Below are 19,528 nucleotides of genomic sequence, written 5' to 3'. Positions count from 1 at the left end.
TTCATACCGAAATTCCTTACGCCAAGGGCAAGCCTTCCTGAAGATGCTTCCGGCTCAAATTAAGCATGGCATGATAGCTGTCCATGAAATCAAGCTCCTTCAGAATGCCCAAATAACTGATTAATTTAGCAGTGTCCTTGCTGATTTTCAGGCAGATCACTGTAATTTCATAATAGATCAAGGTCACGATCTTATCGTACAGCAGGTTGGTTTTATCCGCCGATGGCAGCGCCTTACCCAGAAAAAACAAGCTTTTCTCATAATTCCGTTCATCCAGACAAATGCGGGAGATGTTCTGCAGCAAATGCTGCTGAATGGTTTTGCTCTCGGCCAAGAAGTGATATTTATCGAATTCACGCACAGCCCTCTGTCCAAAAAATATGGCATCGTCACTGTTCAACGTAAATAAGAAGTTGTTGAGCAGCTTGAATTCATACAAATACCAAGTTTCTACTCCAAGCAAATACGGCTTGATATAATCAGCGATCTCACTCAGACGCCTAATTTGATCTTCCTGATGATGCTGGAGCAGAAACCCTTGTCCAAGCAGATACAAATGGTAAAAGGCTTCTGTTCCCGTCTCCTCATACAAAGCATGGCATTCATAGCTGAGTGCCCTAACCCGCTCAAATTCATAACGGTTCCCCGCCTCAACCAGTGTAAGGTGCAGCGTCCGTTTGACCGGCTGAGTCAGATCCTGATGCAGAAACAGCAGCTCCTCGAGCGACATTTCCAGCTTGTCCAGCAGCAGAATCAGCTTGTCATAGCCAGGAAAATACTTCCCTCCCTCAAAGCGAGACAGGTTGGAGCGGCTCATAATTCCCCTTGCAAGAATGGCTTGGTTCAGCCCCTTAGACTTACGGATCTGTTGAATCGTTTTGCCGAGATACATTCCTTGTCCCCCGCCCATTATGTGAGTATACAGCACAAATTTTCAGCGTTTTTTTCATTGTATGCTACATTCGACAGGGTGGAAATACATATCTTGGGAGAAGGAAGGGGAGCAAGCATGGCATTGCAACAGAAGCTGAACAGCAAAGTATGGAACATCCTGACAGGAACCTTTTTTACAAGAACGGCGCTTTTTATGAGCACCCCCTTTTTGGCCATCTTTTTAACGAATCAAAAGGACATTTCGATCCTCCACACCGGCTATATTCTCAGCGTAAACCCGCTCATTAATGTGTTGTTCGGCGGTTTTGGTGGGGGACTCGCAGACAGGTTTTCATTGAAAAGGATCATAGGCTGCGTCCCCATTGGCTGGGGAACCGTATTTATCCTCTTCTATTTCGCTGATAGCTTCTGGCAATTCCTCCTGCTTAGCGGCCTTAACGGTTTATGCTACTCTATCTTCGAGCCGGCGAGCAAAAAAGTGCTGTCCACCCAGACCCTCCCGGAGAATCGGCTGCTTGTATTCAACCTGAGATACACGGCGATTAACCTTGGAGCTTTTATCGGGCCGTTGCTAAGTCTGCTGTTCAATATGAAAATGACCCTGTTTCCTTATGTAATCCTCGGCATTTTCTATATTATATATGGGCTATCCACATGGTTTTTCTTCAGAGACCTATCTGATGTCACAGCACCCAAGCAGCAAAAAAAGAAATACAGTCTGGGGCAGGCCTTCTCTACGCTTCGAAAGGATCATGTGTTTCTTCTCCTGCTGGCTGGCATGAGCTTCTCCTTCTTTGGCTATTCCCAGCTTAACGCGACCGTCTCACAGTTTATGGCGAATACCGGCACCTTAAGAAATGGCATTCAGCTATACTCCACTCTCTTATCACTCAATGGCATTATTATTCTGGTCTCACAGTTTGCAATACTTCGCTGGATCGCAAGCTGGAACCCCTTTAACGTTGTTCTGGTCAGCAATTTGCTGATCGGCATAAGCTTCTTGTCCCTTGTCCACTCCACCTCGTATACACTTCTGCTGGTGTTCATTGTACTTTACAGTTTGGGCGAATTATTAATCGGGGCCCGCTTCGATACCCTTGTAGATGAGCTGGCAACAGAAGAATCCAAAGGCTTATACTTCGGCTGCTCGGAGTCTGTCAAAATCGGCACCATCTGCGGCCCCATCATCGGAACACTCCTGCTTGAGCAATTCGGACTCGAGTCCGGCCTTCCCGTCTTTGGACTGTTATGCCTCATAACCATTACCGGGGCCGGGTTGCTTCACCTTGCCAAGATGAAGCACCTCCGTGGAGAAACCCGCACCTGATCCTAAGCGGCACTTCTGAGCTTGAACAGCTTGCTTACGGCAACGATTAGATCAATGACAAACACGATTCCCACAATAAAAATAAGTCCGCCTGCTGCCGAATTCCAGATGTTCAAGAGGGTACCATACGCCTCGCTTCCGTCTTGAACTATTCCGGCCTGAACCATTTGCGCCATAAAATCGGGATTCCAGATCTCCGGATTGGTGAACATCAACAACGCCAGCCCGAATCCTAAGATGCTGATCACAATATTGAATATGACCAGTGTTTCCGTCCATTTTCCAACGATGATTTTCAGTGTATCCCTAACAATGCTTGCCGCCAGGAAGACCCAGATCAACGGAAGATATCCCTGAAATATCCCTCCATCAAAAAGAGGCACAATCGACATTCCGCCACCGTCCCTGAATCTCCAAGCACCAAGCCAATCGATGGAGATAGTGGTGAACAACACACCGAATAGTATAGTAAAAATCAAACCGGCAACAGGTTCAGAACGGCGAATCTTGTTGTGCTCTGTTGGCAGGGGCGGCAATTGTGAGGGATGCCAATCCTTTTTGCTATTGAAGCCCGCTTTTCCTTTGCGCAGTCCCGTATATTCAATCAGTCCGAAAATGATCGTTACACTGGTGAATCCCTGGAGGCCGCCCATGAACAGATCGGCTATATAGTTTACGAATCTGTCAAGCATACCGCTTTCGGTAAGCTCAGGCTGGTGAACCGGTTGAATAATGCTTGTGATTGCGAATTCGACAGTTATGGCGATTATAATGGCTATGCACACAATTTTGAGAACAGATACGTAGGGGGCAAACAGCTCCGGCCCGATCAGATATCGGCTGGAACCTCTGTATCGATCCGCTAGCTGCCGCGGATTTCCCAGCTCCAGCAGCACTTCCTCCACATCTTTTGCCGTCCCCGGGCTCCCATCCTGAAGCCGCTCCTCCAGCATATCTCCGATCAGTCCTTCGAGCTCTTTCCCGATCTCGCCCCGCTGCTGCTCCGGCAGTTGCCTGGTCACTTCATGAATGTACCGCTTAATCTGTTCCATTGTTGCTTCCCCCTTCAATAAGACTGTCAATGCTAATCTTCAGACTGTTCCACTCTCCGCATAAACGATCGTATACTTCTTTCCCTGCGGGACTGAGCGAATAGTACTTACGGGGCCGGGCTTCGTTGGTGTCCCAGGTGCTGTTCAGCAGCCCCTGCTTCTCCAGCCTGCGCAGCAGCGGGTACAGTGTATTGGGATCAACGGGAATACCTCTTTCCTTCAAAATGGGAACCAGCGAATAACCGTATTGAGGCTCGGATAGTTGGCTGAGTACGCCAAGAATGATCGTTCCGCGGCGCAGTTCCAGGGTCAGTCCGTTAATCGTCTCGCGGATGTCCATTTCATCATCAACTCCTGTTTGCATCATACTGTATGCCACACACTATTGCAATATGTACAATAAATTAATTTGAAAATCATCGCTAAGCGTAGCGCACAAAAAAAGCCGACCGGCATTTGTTTCTCCGGTCGGCTTCCATTTAAAGAATACCAGGTATAGCTATTTGCTGGAGTTGTAATCAAGCATATTCATTAATAGCACAATGGATTCTGCTCTCGAAGCTGCAGCTCCCGGATTGAACCGGTTATCGCTTCCGCCCTTGACAATTCCCGCCTTCACGGCAGCAGCCACATATGCGTTAGCCCATGCTGGAATGTCTTTGGCATCTGCAAACGATAACTTCTCTGGCGAGCCAACCTCCAGCCCAAGCGCACGGACAACCATTACGGTCATCTCAATGCGTGTTACCTTCTGCAGCGGACGGAAGGAATTATCCTCGAAGCCCTTAATCCAGCCGGCATCCACCGCACTGCGGATGGAGGCTGCGGCCCATGCCGGTGTGTTGTCCTTATCAGCAAAAGCCAGCTCACCATTCGCTGTGCCCTGCTTCATCGCCCGCACCAGCAGGGAAGCAAATTCGGCGCGGTTAACCTCTCCATTCGGCTTGAAGGAGCCGTCAGGGTAACCTTTCACGATTCCCAGCTCCACTGCCTGCTGAATGGCCGTCTTCGCCCAATGCTGCGTAATATCGCTCAGAGCAGGCGCGCTCGGCTGCGGTGTTGCTGTTGCCGTCGGAACTGGAGTCACCGTCGCTGTTGGCGTTGGTGACGGTGATACGGTCGGCGTTGGCGATGGTGATGCGGTCGGCGCCGGTGTTGGCGTCGATACCGGTGCCGTGGTCGGCACTGGCGTTGGTGCCGGAGTGCTAAGTTGTTGCCACTGTGCATACACAATCAGGTCAGCACTTACAGGCATGCCTGCCGTAAAGCTCTTTCCGCTACCGTCTGCTGCCGTATTCCAGCCGATAAAGCTGTAGCCGGTACGAGTCGGCGCTGCCGGAAGCGAAATTAGGCTCTCCCCTTCATTCACCGTCAACGCTGAAGGATTGGCAGCCGTATCGCCACCGTTCCCATTGAAGGTGACGGTTACCTTCTTAACAATGACCACCTGAGCTAGCTTAATATTTACTCCGCCTGTTGTTTCATTAGCCTTGACAATAATATCCGCTGCGCTGCCGTCCTGATAGCCCGCTTTGCTTGCGATAACTGTATAACGATTGCCTTCCGGTACACCGGCAATAATATAACCGCCCGCTGCATTCGTAATAGCCGAATACACGCTGCCGCTTACCGTTACAATGGCTCCTGCTACCGGAAGCGAGCCGTCTGTTACAGTACCGGAGATGCTGCCTGTCTGTGCTTCCGGTTCACCAGGCTCTACTGCGCGCCACTGGGCATAGACTGTCAGGTTGGCTTCTACCGGTGTTTCCGCAGTAAAGGCTGCCCCGCTGCCGTTAGCTGCTAAGTTCCAGCCTGTGAACAAGTAACCGGCCCGGGTCGGAGGTGTCGGCAGAGCATGCAGGCTCTTGCCTTCATCAACGGTAACCTCTGCCGGATCGGCTGCCGTGTCACCGCCGTTACGGTCAAAGCTTACAGTATGCTTGGTAATGATGACAACGAGACCAAGGGTAATATTCACACCTTCCGTCGTCTCATTAGCTGTTACACTTACGTTCTCTGCGCTGCCGTCCAGATAACCGGACTTGCTGGCAGTAACGGTATAGCCCTTGCCTTCCGGTATTCCAGTAAGGAGGTATTCGCCTGATGGATTGGTGAAGGCCGAATACACACTTCCGCTTACCGTAACCTGAGCAACGGCCCCTGCCATTGGAAGCGAACCGTCAGTTATTTTACCAGAGATAGCACCAGTCTTTTCCACCTTTTTCCACTGGGCATAGACTGTCAGATTAGCGGTAACCGGCGTTGCTGCCGTAAATGCAGTACCGCTGCCGTCTGCTGCCGTATTCCAGCCTGTGAACAGATAGTCTTTATACGTAGGCAGAGCCGGCAATGTGCCTACACTCTTACCTTCAGCTACCGTTACTTTTGCCGGATCAGCCTCGGTATCGCCACCGTTCTTATCAAAGGATACTGAGTAGACAATAGCTTTTAGTGCAATATCGGCATTTGCCACCGCATCGGCAGCTACTGTAACATTGTCTGCGGCCCCCGCCTCATATCCTTTCAAGGAAGCAGTGACCTTGTAGCCCGAACCAGCCGGAATGCTGCCGACAACGTATCTGCCGTCCGCACCCGTTACCGTCCGATAGCTTTGATCGTTAACCGTTACTTCAACGGCAGCCCCTGCGAGCGGGTCCGTGCCATCTGTTACCGTACCGCTGATCGTACCGTAATTGGTCAGATCCTCCGCCGCTACTGCTGCAAGTTCGTTAGCAGACAACGCGCGGGAATAGATACGGAAGTCAGAAATTTCACCCATAAAATACTTGTCGCCTGAATAGGCCGGTCTGCCGAGATAGTTCGCAACCGTTGCCTCGACATCCCTTGGTGTCAAAGTCATGTTCGTGTTCTGGCCTACCTGCACACCGTCAACATATAATGTACCGGTTGTGCCTGAAATTTGAAACGCTATGCTCTTCCATACGCCGCGGTCGATCGCCGAGCCTTTGGACACCGATTGTTCGTTCGGATACCAGTTTTGCGTAATAGAAGCACGGAATTTACTGCCTGAATCCTCCAGCAGTCCAAGATACTTAGTGCCGCTGACCGCTGCCGGCGCCGAAGCGAAGGAGAGCAGCCACGCTGGACGGGCCATAGAGGAGTCTACTTTAACATTCATTGTAAAGGTGGCGTCGCTTAAGCCCTTTAATATGCCGTTTGGCAATTGCACCGCACCATTCGTTCCATTGAGCTTCACTGAACCACCGTGTGACGCTGTCACTTCAGCGCCGCCAATCAGCAGACCGTTGTTGCCATTGCCTGATTGATCCGGTACCGCTGTACCATTAGCCGCGTTCGCATCAAATGTGTAACGGAGCAGCAAATCGGTCCACTGTGCATACACCGTCAGGTCACTAGTTACTTCAGTAGCCGCATTAAATGCGGTTCCGCTGCCGTCCGGCTTGCTGTTCCAGCCGGCAAAGACATATCCGCTGCGGGTCGGCGGTGCAGGCAATACTCCAACGTTGCCGTGCTCAATAACACTCTTCTCAGCCGGGTCCGCAGCCGTATCGCCGCCGTTCGCATCAAAGGTCACCTTGTAGAACACCGTTGATAACGGCTTAAGCAGCATATCACCTTCGGTCGTGCGGTTGGACCCGATACTAATCTGCTTCAGTTCAGCATCAACATAACCTGCTTTGCTTGCCGTCACTGTGTAGCCATCGCCTGCAGGGATGTCAGCAACCTTATAGCTGCCGTCGGCAGATGTCAGCGCCGAATATTGCTGTCCGTTCACAGTTAGGTTAACTTTGACACCTTCGAGCGGTTTCGTCCCGTCGGTTACTGTACCAGCCAGGGAGCCTACTTTTTTGTAGAAGTTGAAACGCTCGGCAAAGTTAAAGTTCGTTGTGAAATTTTCGGAGTTGTTAGTCAAGTTCTTCAGATCGAAGAAGGTCAGCTCTCCTTGAGACAAGGAATCAACCCACGGGGAGTACGTTCTGAAGATCAGCTTATTGTTCGCCTCATCCAGCTCCATGAGCCGCATCCAGCCGTTGCCGCCGTGATAATAAGATTGATAGTCGACCAGCATCTCAAGCACATCATTGCCGCTGGAATTTTTTACAACCCGGTATCCTGTGCCGTGGTTATGTCCGGCGATCGTCATGAACACCTGATTGTTGTTTTTCACCAGATTATCGAACATCGACTGGCCATTTCCGCTATACTCCAGATCTCCATTGCCGCCGATTACAAGAATCTCATGCGAGATGAGAATAGTCGGAAGCTTGCTGTTCGCCGCCAAGACACTCTTGGCCCAGGCAAGATCGGTGTTGAAATCCTTCATATCAATGGACAACACCATATACTTGTAGCTGCCGGCTTCATAGATAACGTAGGAGCTTGTCCCGCTCGGCGAACCGCCATGCCAGTAGGATTTGTCCGAGAATCTGCTCGCTCCGAACCTGTTCAGATAAGTGTACGAGTCATAGCCGCCAACATCATGATTTCCGCGGGTAACAATGTAAGGTACGCCGGCGGTATCCAGCATATTGTAGCCGACCGTTGCCCGGTCCCACTGTTCGGATACCCACGACTGGTCAACGATATCACCAAGACCGGAGGTCATTTTAATATTCATTTTCTTATAATTGTCAACCAGCCACTGCATCTGACTGAAGAAAATGTTCTCCTGATACCGCACCGGCATCTGCGTGTCGGGAAGGAAGGCAAATGTATACGTACCATCACCGCTAACAAGCGGCGTATCGTCATTGTTGCCTTCAATCAAGCCGGCGGTATCATAATCCTGTACCACCCATTTGCTCTCCGGCAGCGCGTTCGCTGTAATCTTGATCTCTTCAAGTGATCCGGCGAACAAGCCGTCAATTGCTCCGTCCCATTCAGAGGCGCCAATGTTCCAGCCCTTGCCGTTTACAGCTTTAATACCGATCAGCTCTTCGGGCGGATTGCGGAAATCCGTTACACCGTCAATGTACAGCTTAGTATTTTTTCCGTCATTAACGATTGCTGTATGATACCAGTTATTAGGGCTGCTCAAGGAGAACGACCATGCCGAAGGATTGTTGTTCAGGTTGGTCGGGTAACTCTCCCATTGCAGCTCGCCCAGATTGGAAACAGACAGTGTAGTCAGGATCTCAGTCTCGCCAGCCGTTTTACCGGCTTGCTTGCCTGTGCCCTGACGGGTAAGAATCCCTGTCCATTGATTTCTGGCCGGCGTGAACCCTTTCGGCATCTTAAATACCGCTTCGATAGTATAGCCGTTCATGAACTCTTCGCTGTTGATCGGAGCCCCGTCTACGGTCTTGAAATACTTGCCGACACTTGCCCCGCGGTAATTACCGAACACAAGGCTCTTACCGTCTTCCGACCACTTCAGCATTGAACCTGCTTCGCTGGAGAGGCCATTGCCTGTCGTTGCCAGTGTCAGATCGTTGCCGAGCCCGGACAAGTCGCCAAGTCTCAGATTGGAGGTATCGAGCGCGCCGGATGCTACATTGTCCTGGCTGAACTTCCAGTGTGCCAGTACCGGTGTCTGCGACAGCACTACAAGGTCGAAGGTACGGGTGGTTACCGCGCTGCCCTTCGTTACCGTAGCGGTCAGCATGACCTTGGCATTGTCCGCAGCCGCAGGACGGTGAACCGTACCGTCGTCCTCCAGCACCGCTGCATTGCTGGATTTCCACTCGATCACTGAGCCGTTTGTTCCGGAAGCAGGCAGCGTCAGCTTATCCGACTGAATCGCCTTGGTGCCCAGGTTGATGGCACGGCTATCCTTATCCACCGCTTCAGCATCGCCCGTTCCCAGTACTGTTACTGAAAAGGTTTTAACGGCAGAGGACGTGCCTTTGCTGATCGTAGCCGTCAGCGTGACCGTCTTCGTAGCATCATTCTGGCGTGTAACCGTCCCGTCCGTTCCAACTACGGCGGCATTGCTGGTCTGCCAGCTAATCGCGCTTCCGTTCGGACCGGTTGCAGGCAGCGTCAGGTTCGAGATAACTGCAGACGTATCCCCCAGCGTAAGCGCGGCCTTGTCATCGGCAACAGCACCATCATTCTCTTCAGCAGCCAATGCCGTGATTTCCTCTGTCGTCAGCGCACGCGAATAGATGCGGAAATCAGAGATTTTTCCTTTAAAATACTTATCGCCCGAGTAGGTAGGTCTGCCGAGATAGTTCGCGACAGTCTTCTCGATATCCTGCGGTGTTGTTGAAAGAGCTGTATTCTTCCCAACCTCTACGCCGTCCTCATACAGCGTTCCGGTTGAATCGGAAATCGTGTAGGCGATTGATTTCCAGACATTGCGCGTCAGAGCTGATCCTTTCGAGACATTCTGCTCAGCAGCCCACCAGTTGGTGGTACTCGCCGTGCGGAAGCGCCCGCTCCCATCCTCCAGCAGACCGAAATACTTAGTTCCGGCTACAGCAGCCGGTTCAGTAGCGAAGCTGAACAGCCAAGCCGGACGCACCAGCGAGGAATCAACCTTGACGCTCATGGTGAACGAGGCACTGGTCAACCCTGACAGGATACCGTTCGGCAGTTGAACCGCATCGTTCGAGCCGTCAAGCGTCACCGCTCCGCCATGCTCGGAGGTCACTAAAGCGCCGCCGACTAGCGTACCGTTATATCCGTTCCCCGAAACATCTGGAACCGCTGTGCCGTAATCCTGATCCGCATCAAAAGAATAATGAAGCATCGGATCGTTGGCACCAAGCGCTTTTACCGTCAGCTCAAAAGCACGTGTGTCACTCTCGGCACCTTTGGTAGCTGTAGCCGTCAGTGTTACCTTAGCATCGGGTTGTCCAAGCGCAGGACGGGTAATCTGTACATTACTTCCTGCAATGGAAGCTACCGCCGAATTGGAGGATGCCCAAGTAATGGTTGCTCCTTGCACTCCGGCAGAAGGCAATGTGAACGCCGAAGTCACCTTGCCGGCAGGAAAATTGATATGATCGAGGGCTTCCTGTACAGCCTGGCTATCCGTGTAGGTCACGTTCACAAAAATCGGATTTGAATAGAACCACATATCCGAGTAGTTACGGTTATTAATTTGCGTAAACCGCGTCTCGTTGTCGGAGGTCGTATTTTTCGGATCAATTAACGGCTCCCCGCCGCTTGTCTCCCCGGCAACATCCGTTCCGAGATTTGTTCCCCGCAGCCGGAAATACTGGTTCTTGCTCGCCGCGCCAATGGTGTACGAAATCGTGTTGTATCCATCAGCATCAGTTGTCCAGTCGGCGCTGGTGAACCGTTTAACCACCTTGGTTGAGTCATTGGTTGCCTTATTGTAGGCAGCGGTTCCCTGCTCAGCCTTTGCGGTAACATCACCGGCAATCAGATCGACATGATCTACCTTGACGGGATCGCCGTTGTTGTTCGTTCCGGGGCTTTTGAACCGGAGGTTAAGCTTAAGCTCTTCACCGGCAGGCACCACCAGATCTCCGCCCATTTCTTTCTCGGAGCCGCCGCCGCCGATGCGGAAATCAAGAGCGTTAATCAAATCCCCGGTAACGGAAAAGGATTTGCCGGAGCGCATGCCGTCCACAATCGACTTCATGTCGCTGCCTGTGGTCCAGGTGTAGTTCTTGGCATATTCACCCGGCCAGTAGCCGCTTGAATACTTACGGTCGCTGCTGATCTTGAAATGAAAGTCGGAATTAGCAAAGTTCCAGTAATGCCGGCCTTCGCCAAGCAGCGCATCCCACATTCCACCTATCTTGGCAATGCGGATATCCGCGCCGCCATAGACGTCCGTAGTCTCTCCGCGGTCCGGCGCCATTTGATTCCCGGGCATTCCCTCAAACCCGAAGGCAATATTCGGCGCAATGTTGTTAAAGTCACGAATATCACTGACCTTAAGCTCAGAGCCGGTACCATTTTTTCTGGAAGGGTGATTGATAAGGGCATAACTGTCAGGATAATTGTCGGCCAGCCACTGGTATGCTTTGCGTGCATCGCTTGCCGTGGTGTACGCCCGGCTGTCCTTTGCACTCCACGCAGCAACATCATCGGCATTGAATAAGCTGGCATCACGGTTCGTGAACAGATACTCAAATTGATTGATAGCTTTCAACGCTTCCTCGGAGCCTGGGTTATCGGTGACAATGCCGACACCAACGTGATCATAGGTAGGCATGTCCCATTCGAAGCCGTTAAATATCGTCTTGCCCCCATATTTGCCGGAATCCTGCAGCTCCTTGATTTTGGGTGCCTGGTACTTCGCAATGCCTTGCGATAACGGAATTGGACTGGCCAGCGTATTGCCGTCTGCATCACGGCTGGACATACGCAAATGATCGGACAACGCCAGCCAATCTAGCCCATACTTCTCAAAAGCGGTATCCAGCACATCCGTAAGTTTTCCCTGGGCATCATCGGACTGAATGGTATGGGCATGATACTCCCCGGTCATCCATCTTCCCTGGGAGTCCCCGTTGTCACCGGCACCATAAGCAGTGGAGCCGACCATCATGACCGGACTTAACGTATTTGCAATAATCGAGAAGCTGAACAATGAAGCCACAAATTTCCTTCGAAACACCAGTAATTCCCCCCAGACATAATAATGAACGCCGTGTTCCATTGCTTACAGCCAAGCAGCACTCAGTCATTTGATTGAGTGCCTCTTCGCTTCTATGTAACAGAAACGCAACGCCCGCCAAGCCATTTCGTCAGGTCGACGTTCATATGAAAAACGTATTAATGCTTAACGGCATTAATTCACTGACTATATTTCATTCTGGCATGGCAATGTTATCAAAATATCAGTAGAGAATTAAGGTTGTGTCAGCAGCCTACTCAACGAGTTCCACCACTGTCAATAAATTTATGTTATTAGAATTTAATGTATATTCATGCTATAAAAACAGGTTAATCATGGTGGAGCATCGAGCGTCTGCTCTCATCGTACGGGAAGAAGCCTGCACAGCAAACAGCCTTACTTCCACGAATGGAGGTAAGGCTGTTTGGCATGCCGGACTGTAGTCCACGCTATCGTTAGGCCCTTGTCTTGCGCTGCTCCCGGAATTCCTGCGGCGTGCAGCCGGCCGTTTTCTTGAAGAAACGAAAAAAATAATGCTGGTCGCTGAAGCCAAGCCGGGTCGAGATTTCATGCATTTTCAGGGCTGTGCCCAGCAGCAGTTCCTTGCTTAACTCCAGCTTTTTCTCAGCGATATAATCCGAAAGACTTTTTCCGGTCGCTCTTTTGTACCAGCGTGACAGATAGGAGGGATTAAGCGAGACCTCCTGGGCAATCCGGGTCAGAGACAGATCATCGGCTAAATGGAGCTTGATGTATTGATGGACCATAGACAGAATGCTGGATTCATCATGCCTGAAGGCGGCGCTGCGGTTGGCAGCAATCCATTCGAAGAAAGAATGATAGAAAGCGATAACGGCCGGCCAGGGTGTGCTGATATTAAAATGCAGCAGTTGCGACAAGTCCTGTCCGCTCAAAGCCTGTTCAGTCAAGCCCAGCTCCTGCACCACCTCCAGCAAGGTGTTGCTGATGCCGGACAGCATTCTCCATCTGATAAAAGGATCTTCCGGGCCGTCCTCTCCGGCCAGATCCACCCACTTGCGGAACGAAGCGCTCCAATCCGCATTCCCCTCCAGCAGCCGCTGCTTTACATATTCAAGCAGCACACCCGTAGACGCAAGCCGGCTCTGCATGAGACCCTGTGGCGGCTCCGCTTCCAGCGTGTTGACCTTCAGCAGCTTCTCCATCCCAAGTCCCAAGCTGTCATAGGCAGCCAGCCGCAAGCGGTTGAGGGTATAGTTCAGCTCATGCCAGTCTACCGTATGGCTGCTGACAATGATGGATACGGACAGCCGCAGACAAGTGTCGCAGGCCTGCTGGATGGACTCCATCGTGCCATGCACGAAGCGGTGCGTCTTCAGCCAGACCTCTTCACCGGAAACTGCCGGCAAGCGGCCGGCCTCCGGCTGAACGAAGCAGGCAATTGTAACGGGATCAAGATCGACGGCTTTAATTTCGGCCTTGTCGCCAAGCAGCTCCTCCGAGATGTTGGCTACAGCATAGCGGATCAGGGTCCGGTCTGAGGGAGTCTCGTAATTTCTCCAGGCTTCAATTCTGATAATCAAAGGCAATATAGGCTCTGAAGCCTGAAACGGCAATTGAATCGTATCGAACTCCTCCTGCAAAGACCGGTAATCAAGCTTTTCAGTACGCCGCAGAATGTCATGCAGCAGCTGCTGCTGCAATTGGGGCAAGGTGCGGGGCAGCTTGTCGCGAAACCACTGCGTCTGATATTGATATTCCTCCTCTGAAGAGAGCCGCTCTAATGCTACGGCTACGGAGGAGCGGATTTTGTCCATGCCCTCGGTCTTCAGCAAATAGTCGATGACGCATGGATTGCGGATGGCCTGGTGGGCATAATCAAATTCGTTATGTCCGGTCAGCAAAATAACCTTGCAGCGCGGCCACCGGTCAACGATTTCCCGGATCAGCTCCATGCCATCCATTCCCGGCATGCAAATGTCGCTTAGCACAATATCTATCCTCAGCGTATTCAGCCATTCTATCGCGTTATCCGCCGAATGCACCTTAATAATTTCCAAATCGGCAAAATCGGCTTTCATAAAAAATTCGTACAGCCCGTCCAAAATAACCGGCTCATCATCAACGATCATCATCCGCCGCACTGCTGGCCTCCCCCTTTCCCGGAATGTTGACTTTTACGCATAAGCCGCCTAGTTCGCTCCGTTCAACCTGCAGTCCGTAAGAGGAGCCGAACTTGATGCGCAGTCTTTGATTTACATTTAACAATCCGGTTGTCTCTCCCCTGGTGATTTCTTGCCGGGATAGCTGCTGCTGCAGCCGGTTCAGCCCTTCTTCGGTCAATGTGTCGCCGTTATCTTCTATAAGGATCGTCAGCGTGTCATTTGTTTTTTCATATTTCATTCGCAGCCGGCCGCCGCTCGTCTTCTGCCGGAGGCCATGCTCGAACACGTTTTCAAGTATGGGCTGCAGCAGCACCCGGGGAACATGGATGCGGCTGCAATCCGGTTCCATATCGTCAATCTCAGCCTGGATACGCGGCCCAAACCGGATTCTCTGAATAGCCAGGTATACCAGCGCGTGGTCAAGCTCCTGCTGCAAAGTCACCTCCTGGGCAAAATCGCGCGTCATGTAGCGGAAATATTGTCCCAAATAGTCGGAGAATTCCTTGATCAGCTCCACATTTTCCACTTCCGCCATCTGCTTGATGCTGAACAGGCTGTTATACAAGAAGTGAGGGGTGATCTGGGACTGCAAATGCTTCAATTCCGCTTCCCCGGTGCGGATACGCTGCACATAATTTTCTTCTATTAAAGTATGCAGGCGCCGGAGCATGTCATTGAACCGCAGATACAAATATCCGAATTCATCCTTGCGGGAATGGGTAATGTGAAGTCCTGTCTGCCCCTGCTCCGCCTTCTCGAACCCCCTGATCAATACAGTGATTGGACGGTGGATCGCCCTGAACGACCATACGGAGAACACCAGGATAACGATCAGCGACAGCAGCGTCAACAGCCACATCAGCCTGGTGAACACACGGATTGGCTGCAGCAGTATCGAATTAGGAATACTGGCAATCAGCCTGAAATGATCGTTATGGTCATAGAGTGAATAATCAAAGGAATCATTCTGCCTGTAGCGCTGCACACTGACAGATTCATCTTCCGGCGGACGCTCCGTGTTCGGCAACAGCTTTGGAGCAGGCTGTGAAGTCGAAAGAACATATTCGTTGTTGTTACCGAACTCCAGGGTAATATTGCTTCCGCCGGACACCGCGAACTCCTTCAGCCGCAGCTCCAGCTCCGTGTTCGACAGCTTGATGCCCAATAGAAAATTAGGCGGAACTTTGTTGTCCAGATTAAACGGATTGCGCCGCAGCACATACAGCTCGTCCTTATAGACAGAGACAGGACCGCCCAGATTGCCCATAGTGTCGGAGAGGCTCTGCCAATCCGGCGGACTGACATCCCGGACGCCATCCTGAACACTGACTTCTTTATTGATCTCAGGCAGATAATAGACCACATCGGCGATGTAAGGGCTGGTTTCTCTGATCTGCTTCAGTTTGGTGAATATATTGTTCAGCGTATTGTCCACTTCATACTGGCTCATGATCGGCAGCCTGGCGCTGAAGGAGGCCATTGTATCATCAATCGAATATTCCGCAACCAGACGGCTGATTCTTTGAAGCTCAAACTCAAGGTGACTGTAATAAAAACGCAGCTTCGACTCATTCGCCCTTTCCACTTCCGCCTGCATTTGGTTGGAGCTGTAAAAGGTAATGGATATGCCCAGAATATACAGCGGCAGCACAACCAGCAAAAACGCAACCAGCAGCTTGTGAACGATGGAGTGGCGGTTCCAACGGAATAGAATTGATTTCTTCATTATTACACTTTAACCTTTTACACTTCCAACGACCAGTCCATGCACGAAATATCTTTGCAGGAACGGGTAAATCGCCATGATCGGCAGAATGGATAAAAAGATTTGCGCAGCCTGCGTCGTACGGTCCGAGACCTGGGTTAGCAAGGCTGCTTCCTCAAGCGTAACATTCTCCATCGAAGCCATTGTCTGTTGCAGCATCGACTGCAGATAAGTAGCCAGCGGGTAATGCTCCGGGCTCCGCATAAAGATCATTCCGTCGAACCAGGCATTCCAGTGGCCTACAAGCGCAAACAGCGTCACTGTTGCAATGCTGGGCATAGACACCGGAAGATACACATTCCATAGAGTCCGCATATGGCCGGCGCCATCCATCCAGGCCGCTTCCTCCAGCTCCTTCGGCAGACCCCGGAAAAAATTCAGCATCAGCAGCACATTGAAGATCGGCACAGCACCGGGAAGGACAAGTGCCCATACACTATCCAGCAGGTGCATTTCCTTAACGACCAAATAGCCGGGAATCAAGCCGCCGCTGAACAGCATAGTGAATACAAAGATCCATGCATATACGGTCCGCGAACGGAACGCCGCCGCTTCTTTCGAGAGCGGATAGGCAACCAGAACCGTAAACAGCAGGTTAACGGACACGCCCAGTACCACTCTGAGCAGACTGGTTCCGAAGGAATGGATGAACTGGTTATTTTCCAGCATGTACCGGTAAGAAGATAATGTGAAGTCAACCGGCCAGAAGGTGACCCTTCCGGCGCTGACAGCCGCACTTGAGCTGAAGGAAACCGCCAGCACATTGACGATTGGAAACAGGCAAAGTCCGGCAAGCACAGCAAGAAAAACATAATTGAAACGGATAAACCAGCGATACGGCCGAGATGTGAATGACATAGGTTGATCTCCTTCCCCTAAAATATCCGATATTTAGCGAACCGGTAAGCCAAGTAATAACCCAGCCCGATAAAGCCAAACGAAACGACGGATTTAATCAAGCCAAGGGCCGTGGATACCGAATACTGCGCATCCTGCAGACCTATCCGGTAAATCATCGTATCCAGAATGTCTCCTGATTCATAAACGAGCGGATTATAGAGATTGAACACTTGATCAAAGCCCCCGTTCAGGACATTGCCCAGGCTGAGCGTCAGCATCAGAATCATAATCGGACGGATGCCGGGCAGCGTAATATGCCAGGACTGCTTCCATCTGCCGGCGCCGTCGATAATGGCTGCTTCATACAATGAGGTGTCAATACTGGTTAGCGCGGCCAGATAGATAATGGTCCCGAAGCCGAATTCCTTCCACTGGTCTGTGATGACCAGAACATATGGAAACCAGTGATTGTCCGCCAGAAATTGAATCGGCTGCATACCCAGACTCTTGAGCAGCATATTGACGATCCCGGAGCTTGGGGACAGCACATCAACAACGATGCCGCCAAGAATAACCCAGGAGAAAAAGTGCGGCATATATATTATGGTCTGTATTGTGCGTTTGAAGCCGTTCACACGGACCTCATTGAGCAGCAGGGCGGTGATTACCGGCACCGTGAGGCCGGCCACAATTTTCATCACGGAAATAAACACCGTGTTCCACACCACCTGGCTGAAGCCGGGCAAGCTAAACAAGTAACGGAAGTTTTCCAATCCGTTCCATGTAATATTTTTAAAGCCTGCAATCGGGGAAAAATCCTGAAACGCAATGACAAGACCCGCCATCGGCACATAGCTGAAGATGATGATCACAATCAGCGCCGGCAGAATCATGGCATGCAGCGGGATGTTACGGACGAATTTTTTGGTATTAAAGTGCATCTCTGTCCCTCCTTATATGCTAAATTTTAGTTCACCCCAAAAGAATGCCGACAGTGGAGCCTGTTGACATTTGGTATCTTTTGTTGACCTCTCCCCGGCGCGTTGCACTCACAAAAAACGGGACAGCCGCACCGCCATTCGCATGACTTTGGGCTGTCCCGTTTATAGCGGGCCTACAGGCCAGGATTAGTTGCCTTTTACCACTTCATTGACTTCTTTGGTAATCTGATCGCCGCCAAGCTTTTTCCAGTCCGCTACAAATTTATCGAAGGCATCAACCGGCAGGTTGCCATAGATGATTTTTACGAAATTTTCGGCGCGGAGCTTATCGAGTGTTGCCTGTTTGCTGTTCATCGTTTTGGTTGGCGCATAAATGAACTGGTTCATCACAATCAGGTTATTATCACGATAGTGCTTGATTACCCCCTGCGAGCTGAGCGGTCCAAAGATCCGTTCCATATTCCATTTGTCGAGATTACCATTGCGGTATGCCTGGATGTCCTGGTAGAACAGCTTGGCTTCCAGCCCCATCTTGGAAGTATCCTTTGTTTTCAGCGCCTGCTCTACTTCATCCTGCGCCTTCACGTTTTTGTTCGGAGGCAGGTTGGCTACAGTTGCGTTCTGGAATCCGAGACCTGTCTCACCGTTCAGATAGCTGGCCCGTTCTTTGGCCGCCGACGCGCCGAACATTTTTTCAGCCTGGAAGTTAAGCAGTTTGATCAGAGCCTCAGGATGCTCATACCCTTTACGGATAGCAAAGACTCCGCCGATTCCCAGGTGATTCTGTGTTTTGGCCGGCTGATCGTCAATGGATTGTACCGGATATGGAACCCAGTTCACTGTTTTATCCTTTTTGATCATATTCATGACCTGGAAAGGAGCCCATTGCGGCAAGAACATAATTCCGATTTTGCCTGCGTTGACATCCTCAATAGCCTTTGCGAAATCCTTCACGCCGAACTCAGGATCAAGAACACCTTCCTTGTACAACCGCTGCAGCTCGGTCAAGCCCGCCTTCACCTCAGGCTGGACCGTACCGTTGACAATCTCGCCCTTGTCATTTTTGATCCAGGTTTCCAGATAAGCATGGTAGCCAAGCAGGAAGCCGTTGATCGGCAGATCCTTGTTCATAAAGATGCCGTACGTGTCTTTTTTACCGTTGCCATCAGGATCTTTAGTGGTGAAGTCCTCTGCAATCTTGATGACATCCTGCAGCGACTTCGGCTCTGCCAGGCCAAGCTTATCAAGCCAGTCCTTCCGAATCCACATCATATCCGAAGAGTCAAGTGAACCGCCAAAGCTGGTTAATGCATACAGCTTGCCATCCTTCGTAACCGGCTTCAGACCTGCTCCATCTTCTTCCTGGTAATATCCTTTGACCAGATCTGAAGCATATTTATCGAAGTACGGGGTCAAATCCTCAAGCATTCCCGCTTCATGAAGCTGCTCGAACTGCACCATATTGACCTTCAGAAGGTCGGGCAAGTCGCCGCTAGCCATCGTAACGTTCATTTTCTCATCATAGTTGGCACCGGGAACAATCCAGTCATAGGATACCTTGATGCCAAGCTCTTTCTCATACCCTCTGGTCCAGATATTGTTGGCATAGGTGTCGCCTTGGGCCAGCGTCTCTTTGCCTGTCTCGCTCATCGTGGAGCTCAGCTTGATCGGCGGGTCATATTTCGTAAGCGGTCCGCCCTGCATTTCGGCTTGGGCCGCATTGTCCGGTTTGGCGGACGCACTATTTTTGCTGCTGTTATCACTGTTTCCACCGGAGCATGCGCTGAGAACCATTGATAACACCATCGCTGAAGCCAGCACCGGCAATGCTTTATGCTTTTTTGTCATCTGATGAACCTCCCTTGTTATTTACAATCCTATTGTATAAAGAAAGCGTTCACACCCGCGAGTGGTATCCTTTGACTTTCTGTATCTTTTCTTTACCTGTTGCTGAGACTTTTTAGATAAATATATAACTAACGGAACCGGCAAGCCGCTGGCTTATGCTAGTATAACAAAAAAACAGAGCTGCCCCTCCGTCAAG

The 19,528-nt window shown here is 51.0% G+C and carries 10 protein-coding genes; 1 reads left to right on the top strand and 9 read right to left on the bottom strand.

Annotation, left to right across the window (positions count from 1 at the left end):
- Window positions 1-16: 16 nt before the first annotated feature.
- Window positions 17-892, bottom strand: a complete 876-nt coding sequence (locus AC0LWN_RS10905) for a helix-turn-helix domain-containing protein (RefSeq protein WP_474665110.1) — start codon at window positions 890-892, stop codon at window positions 17-19.
- A gap of 117 nt (window positions 893-1,009) precedes the next feature.
- Between AC0LWN_RS10905 and AC0LWN_RS10900 the strand changes: the two genes are divergently transcribed.
- The gene (locus tag AC0LWN_RS10900; RefSeq protein ID WP_474665108.1) at window positions 1,010-2,221 is read left to right on the top strand and encodes an MDR family MFS transporter; all 1,212 of its coding nucleotides are present in this window, start codon (window positions 1,010-1,012) and stop codon (window positions 2,219-2,221) included.
- Between the two features lie 2 nt (window positions 2,222-2,223).
- Here AC0LWN_RS10900 and AC0LWN_RS10895 read toward each other — a convergent pair whose 3' ends face one another.
- The 8 genes from AC0LWN_RS10895 to AC0LWN_RS10860 all read right to left on the bottom strand — a co-directional run bounded on the left by AC0LWN_RS10895 (window position 2,224) and on the right by AC0LWN_RS10860 (window position 19,332).
- Window positions 2,224-3,273 (bottom strand): HAAS signaling domain-containing protein, encoded by a 1,050-nt coding sequence (locus AC0LWN_RS10895; protein WP_474665106.1) that lies wholly within the window; start codon window positions 3,271-3,273, stop codon window positions 2,224-2,226.
- A complete protein-coding gene (locus tag AC0LWN_RS10890) occupies window positions 3,260-3,613 on the bottom strand; it encodes a PadR family transcriptional regulator (RefSeq protein ID WP_474665494.1) in 354 nt (117 codons plus the stop codon). Before AC0LWN_RS10890 ends, AC0LWN_RS10895 begins: the two co-directional genes overlap by 14 nt.
- Window positions 3,614-3,772: 159 nt before the next feature.
- A complete protein-coding gene (locus tag AC0LWN_RS10885; protein ID WP_474665104.1) occupies window positions 3,773-11,794 on the bottom strand; it encodes an immunoglobulin-like domain-containing protein in 8,022 nt (2,673 codons plus the stop codon).
- A 455-nt stretch (window positions 11,795-12,249) separates the two neighbouring features.
- On the bottom strand, window positions 12,250-13,908 hold the full coding sequence (locus tag AC0LWN_RS10880; protein ID WP_474665492.1) for a response regulator transcription factor: 1,659 nt from the start codon (window positions 13,906-13,908) through the stop codon (window positions 12,250-12,252).
- Entirely contained in the window at window positions 13,895-15,664 is a 1,770-nt protein-coding gene (locus tag AC0LWN_RS10875) for a sensor histidine kinase (protein WP_474665102.1), read from the bottom strand. Before AC0LWN_RS10875 ends, AC0LWN_RS10880 begins: the two co-directional genes overlap by 14 nt.
- Window positions 15,665-15,673: 9 nt before the next feature.
- The gene (locus AC0LWN_RS10870; protein ID WP_474665100.1) at window positions 15,674-16,561 is read right to left on the bottom strand and encodes a carbohydrate ABC transporter permease; all 888 of its coding nucleotides are present in this window, start codon (window positions 16,559-16,561) and stop codon (window positions 15,674-15,676) included.
- A 17-nt stretch (window positions 16,562-16,578) separates the two neighbouring features.
- Window positions 16,579-17,484 carry an ABC transporter permease gene (locus AC0LWN_RS10865; protein ID WP_474665098.1) on the bottom strand — a complete coding sequence of 302 codons (906 nt, stop codon included), beginning with the start codon at window positions 17,482-17,484 and terminating at the stop codon, window positions 16,579-16,581.
- 186 nt (window positions 17,485-17,670) lie between these two features.
- Window positions 17,671-19,332 carry an extracellular solute-binding protein gene (locus AC0LWN_RS10860; protein WP_474665096.1) on the bottom strand — a complete coding sequence of 554 codons (1,662 nt, stop codon included), beginning with the start codon at window positions 19,330-19,332 and terminating at the stop codon, window positions 17,671-17,673.
- Between the last annotated feature and the right edge of the window lie 196 nt (window positions 19,333-19,528).

Source organism: Paenibacillus sp. sgz302115 (genome assembly GCF_056120445.1).
The sequence above is the reverse complement of the archived record's forward strand: the minus strand, read 5'-3'. Positions and strand labels throughout refer to the sequence as shown.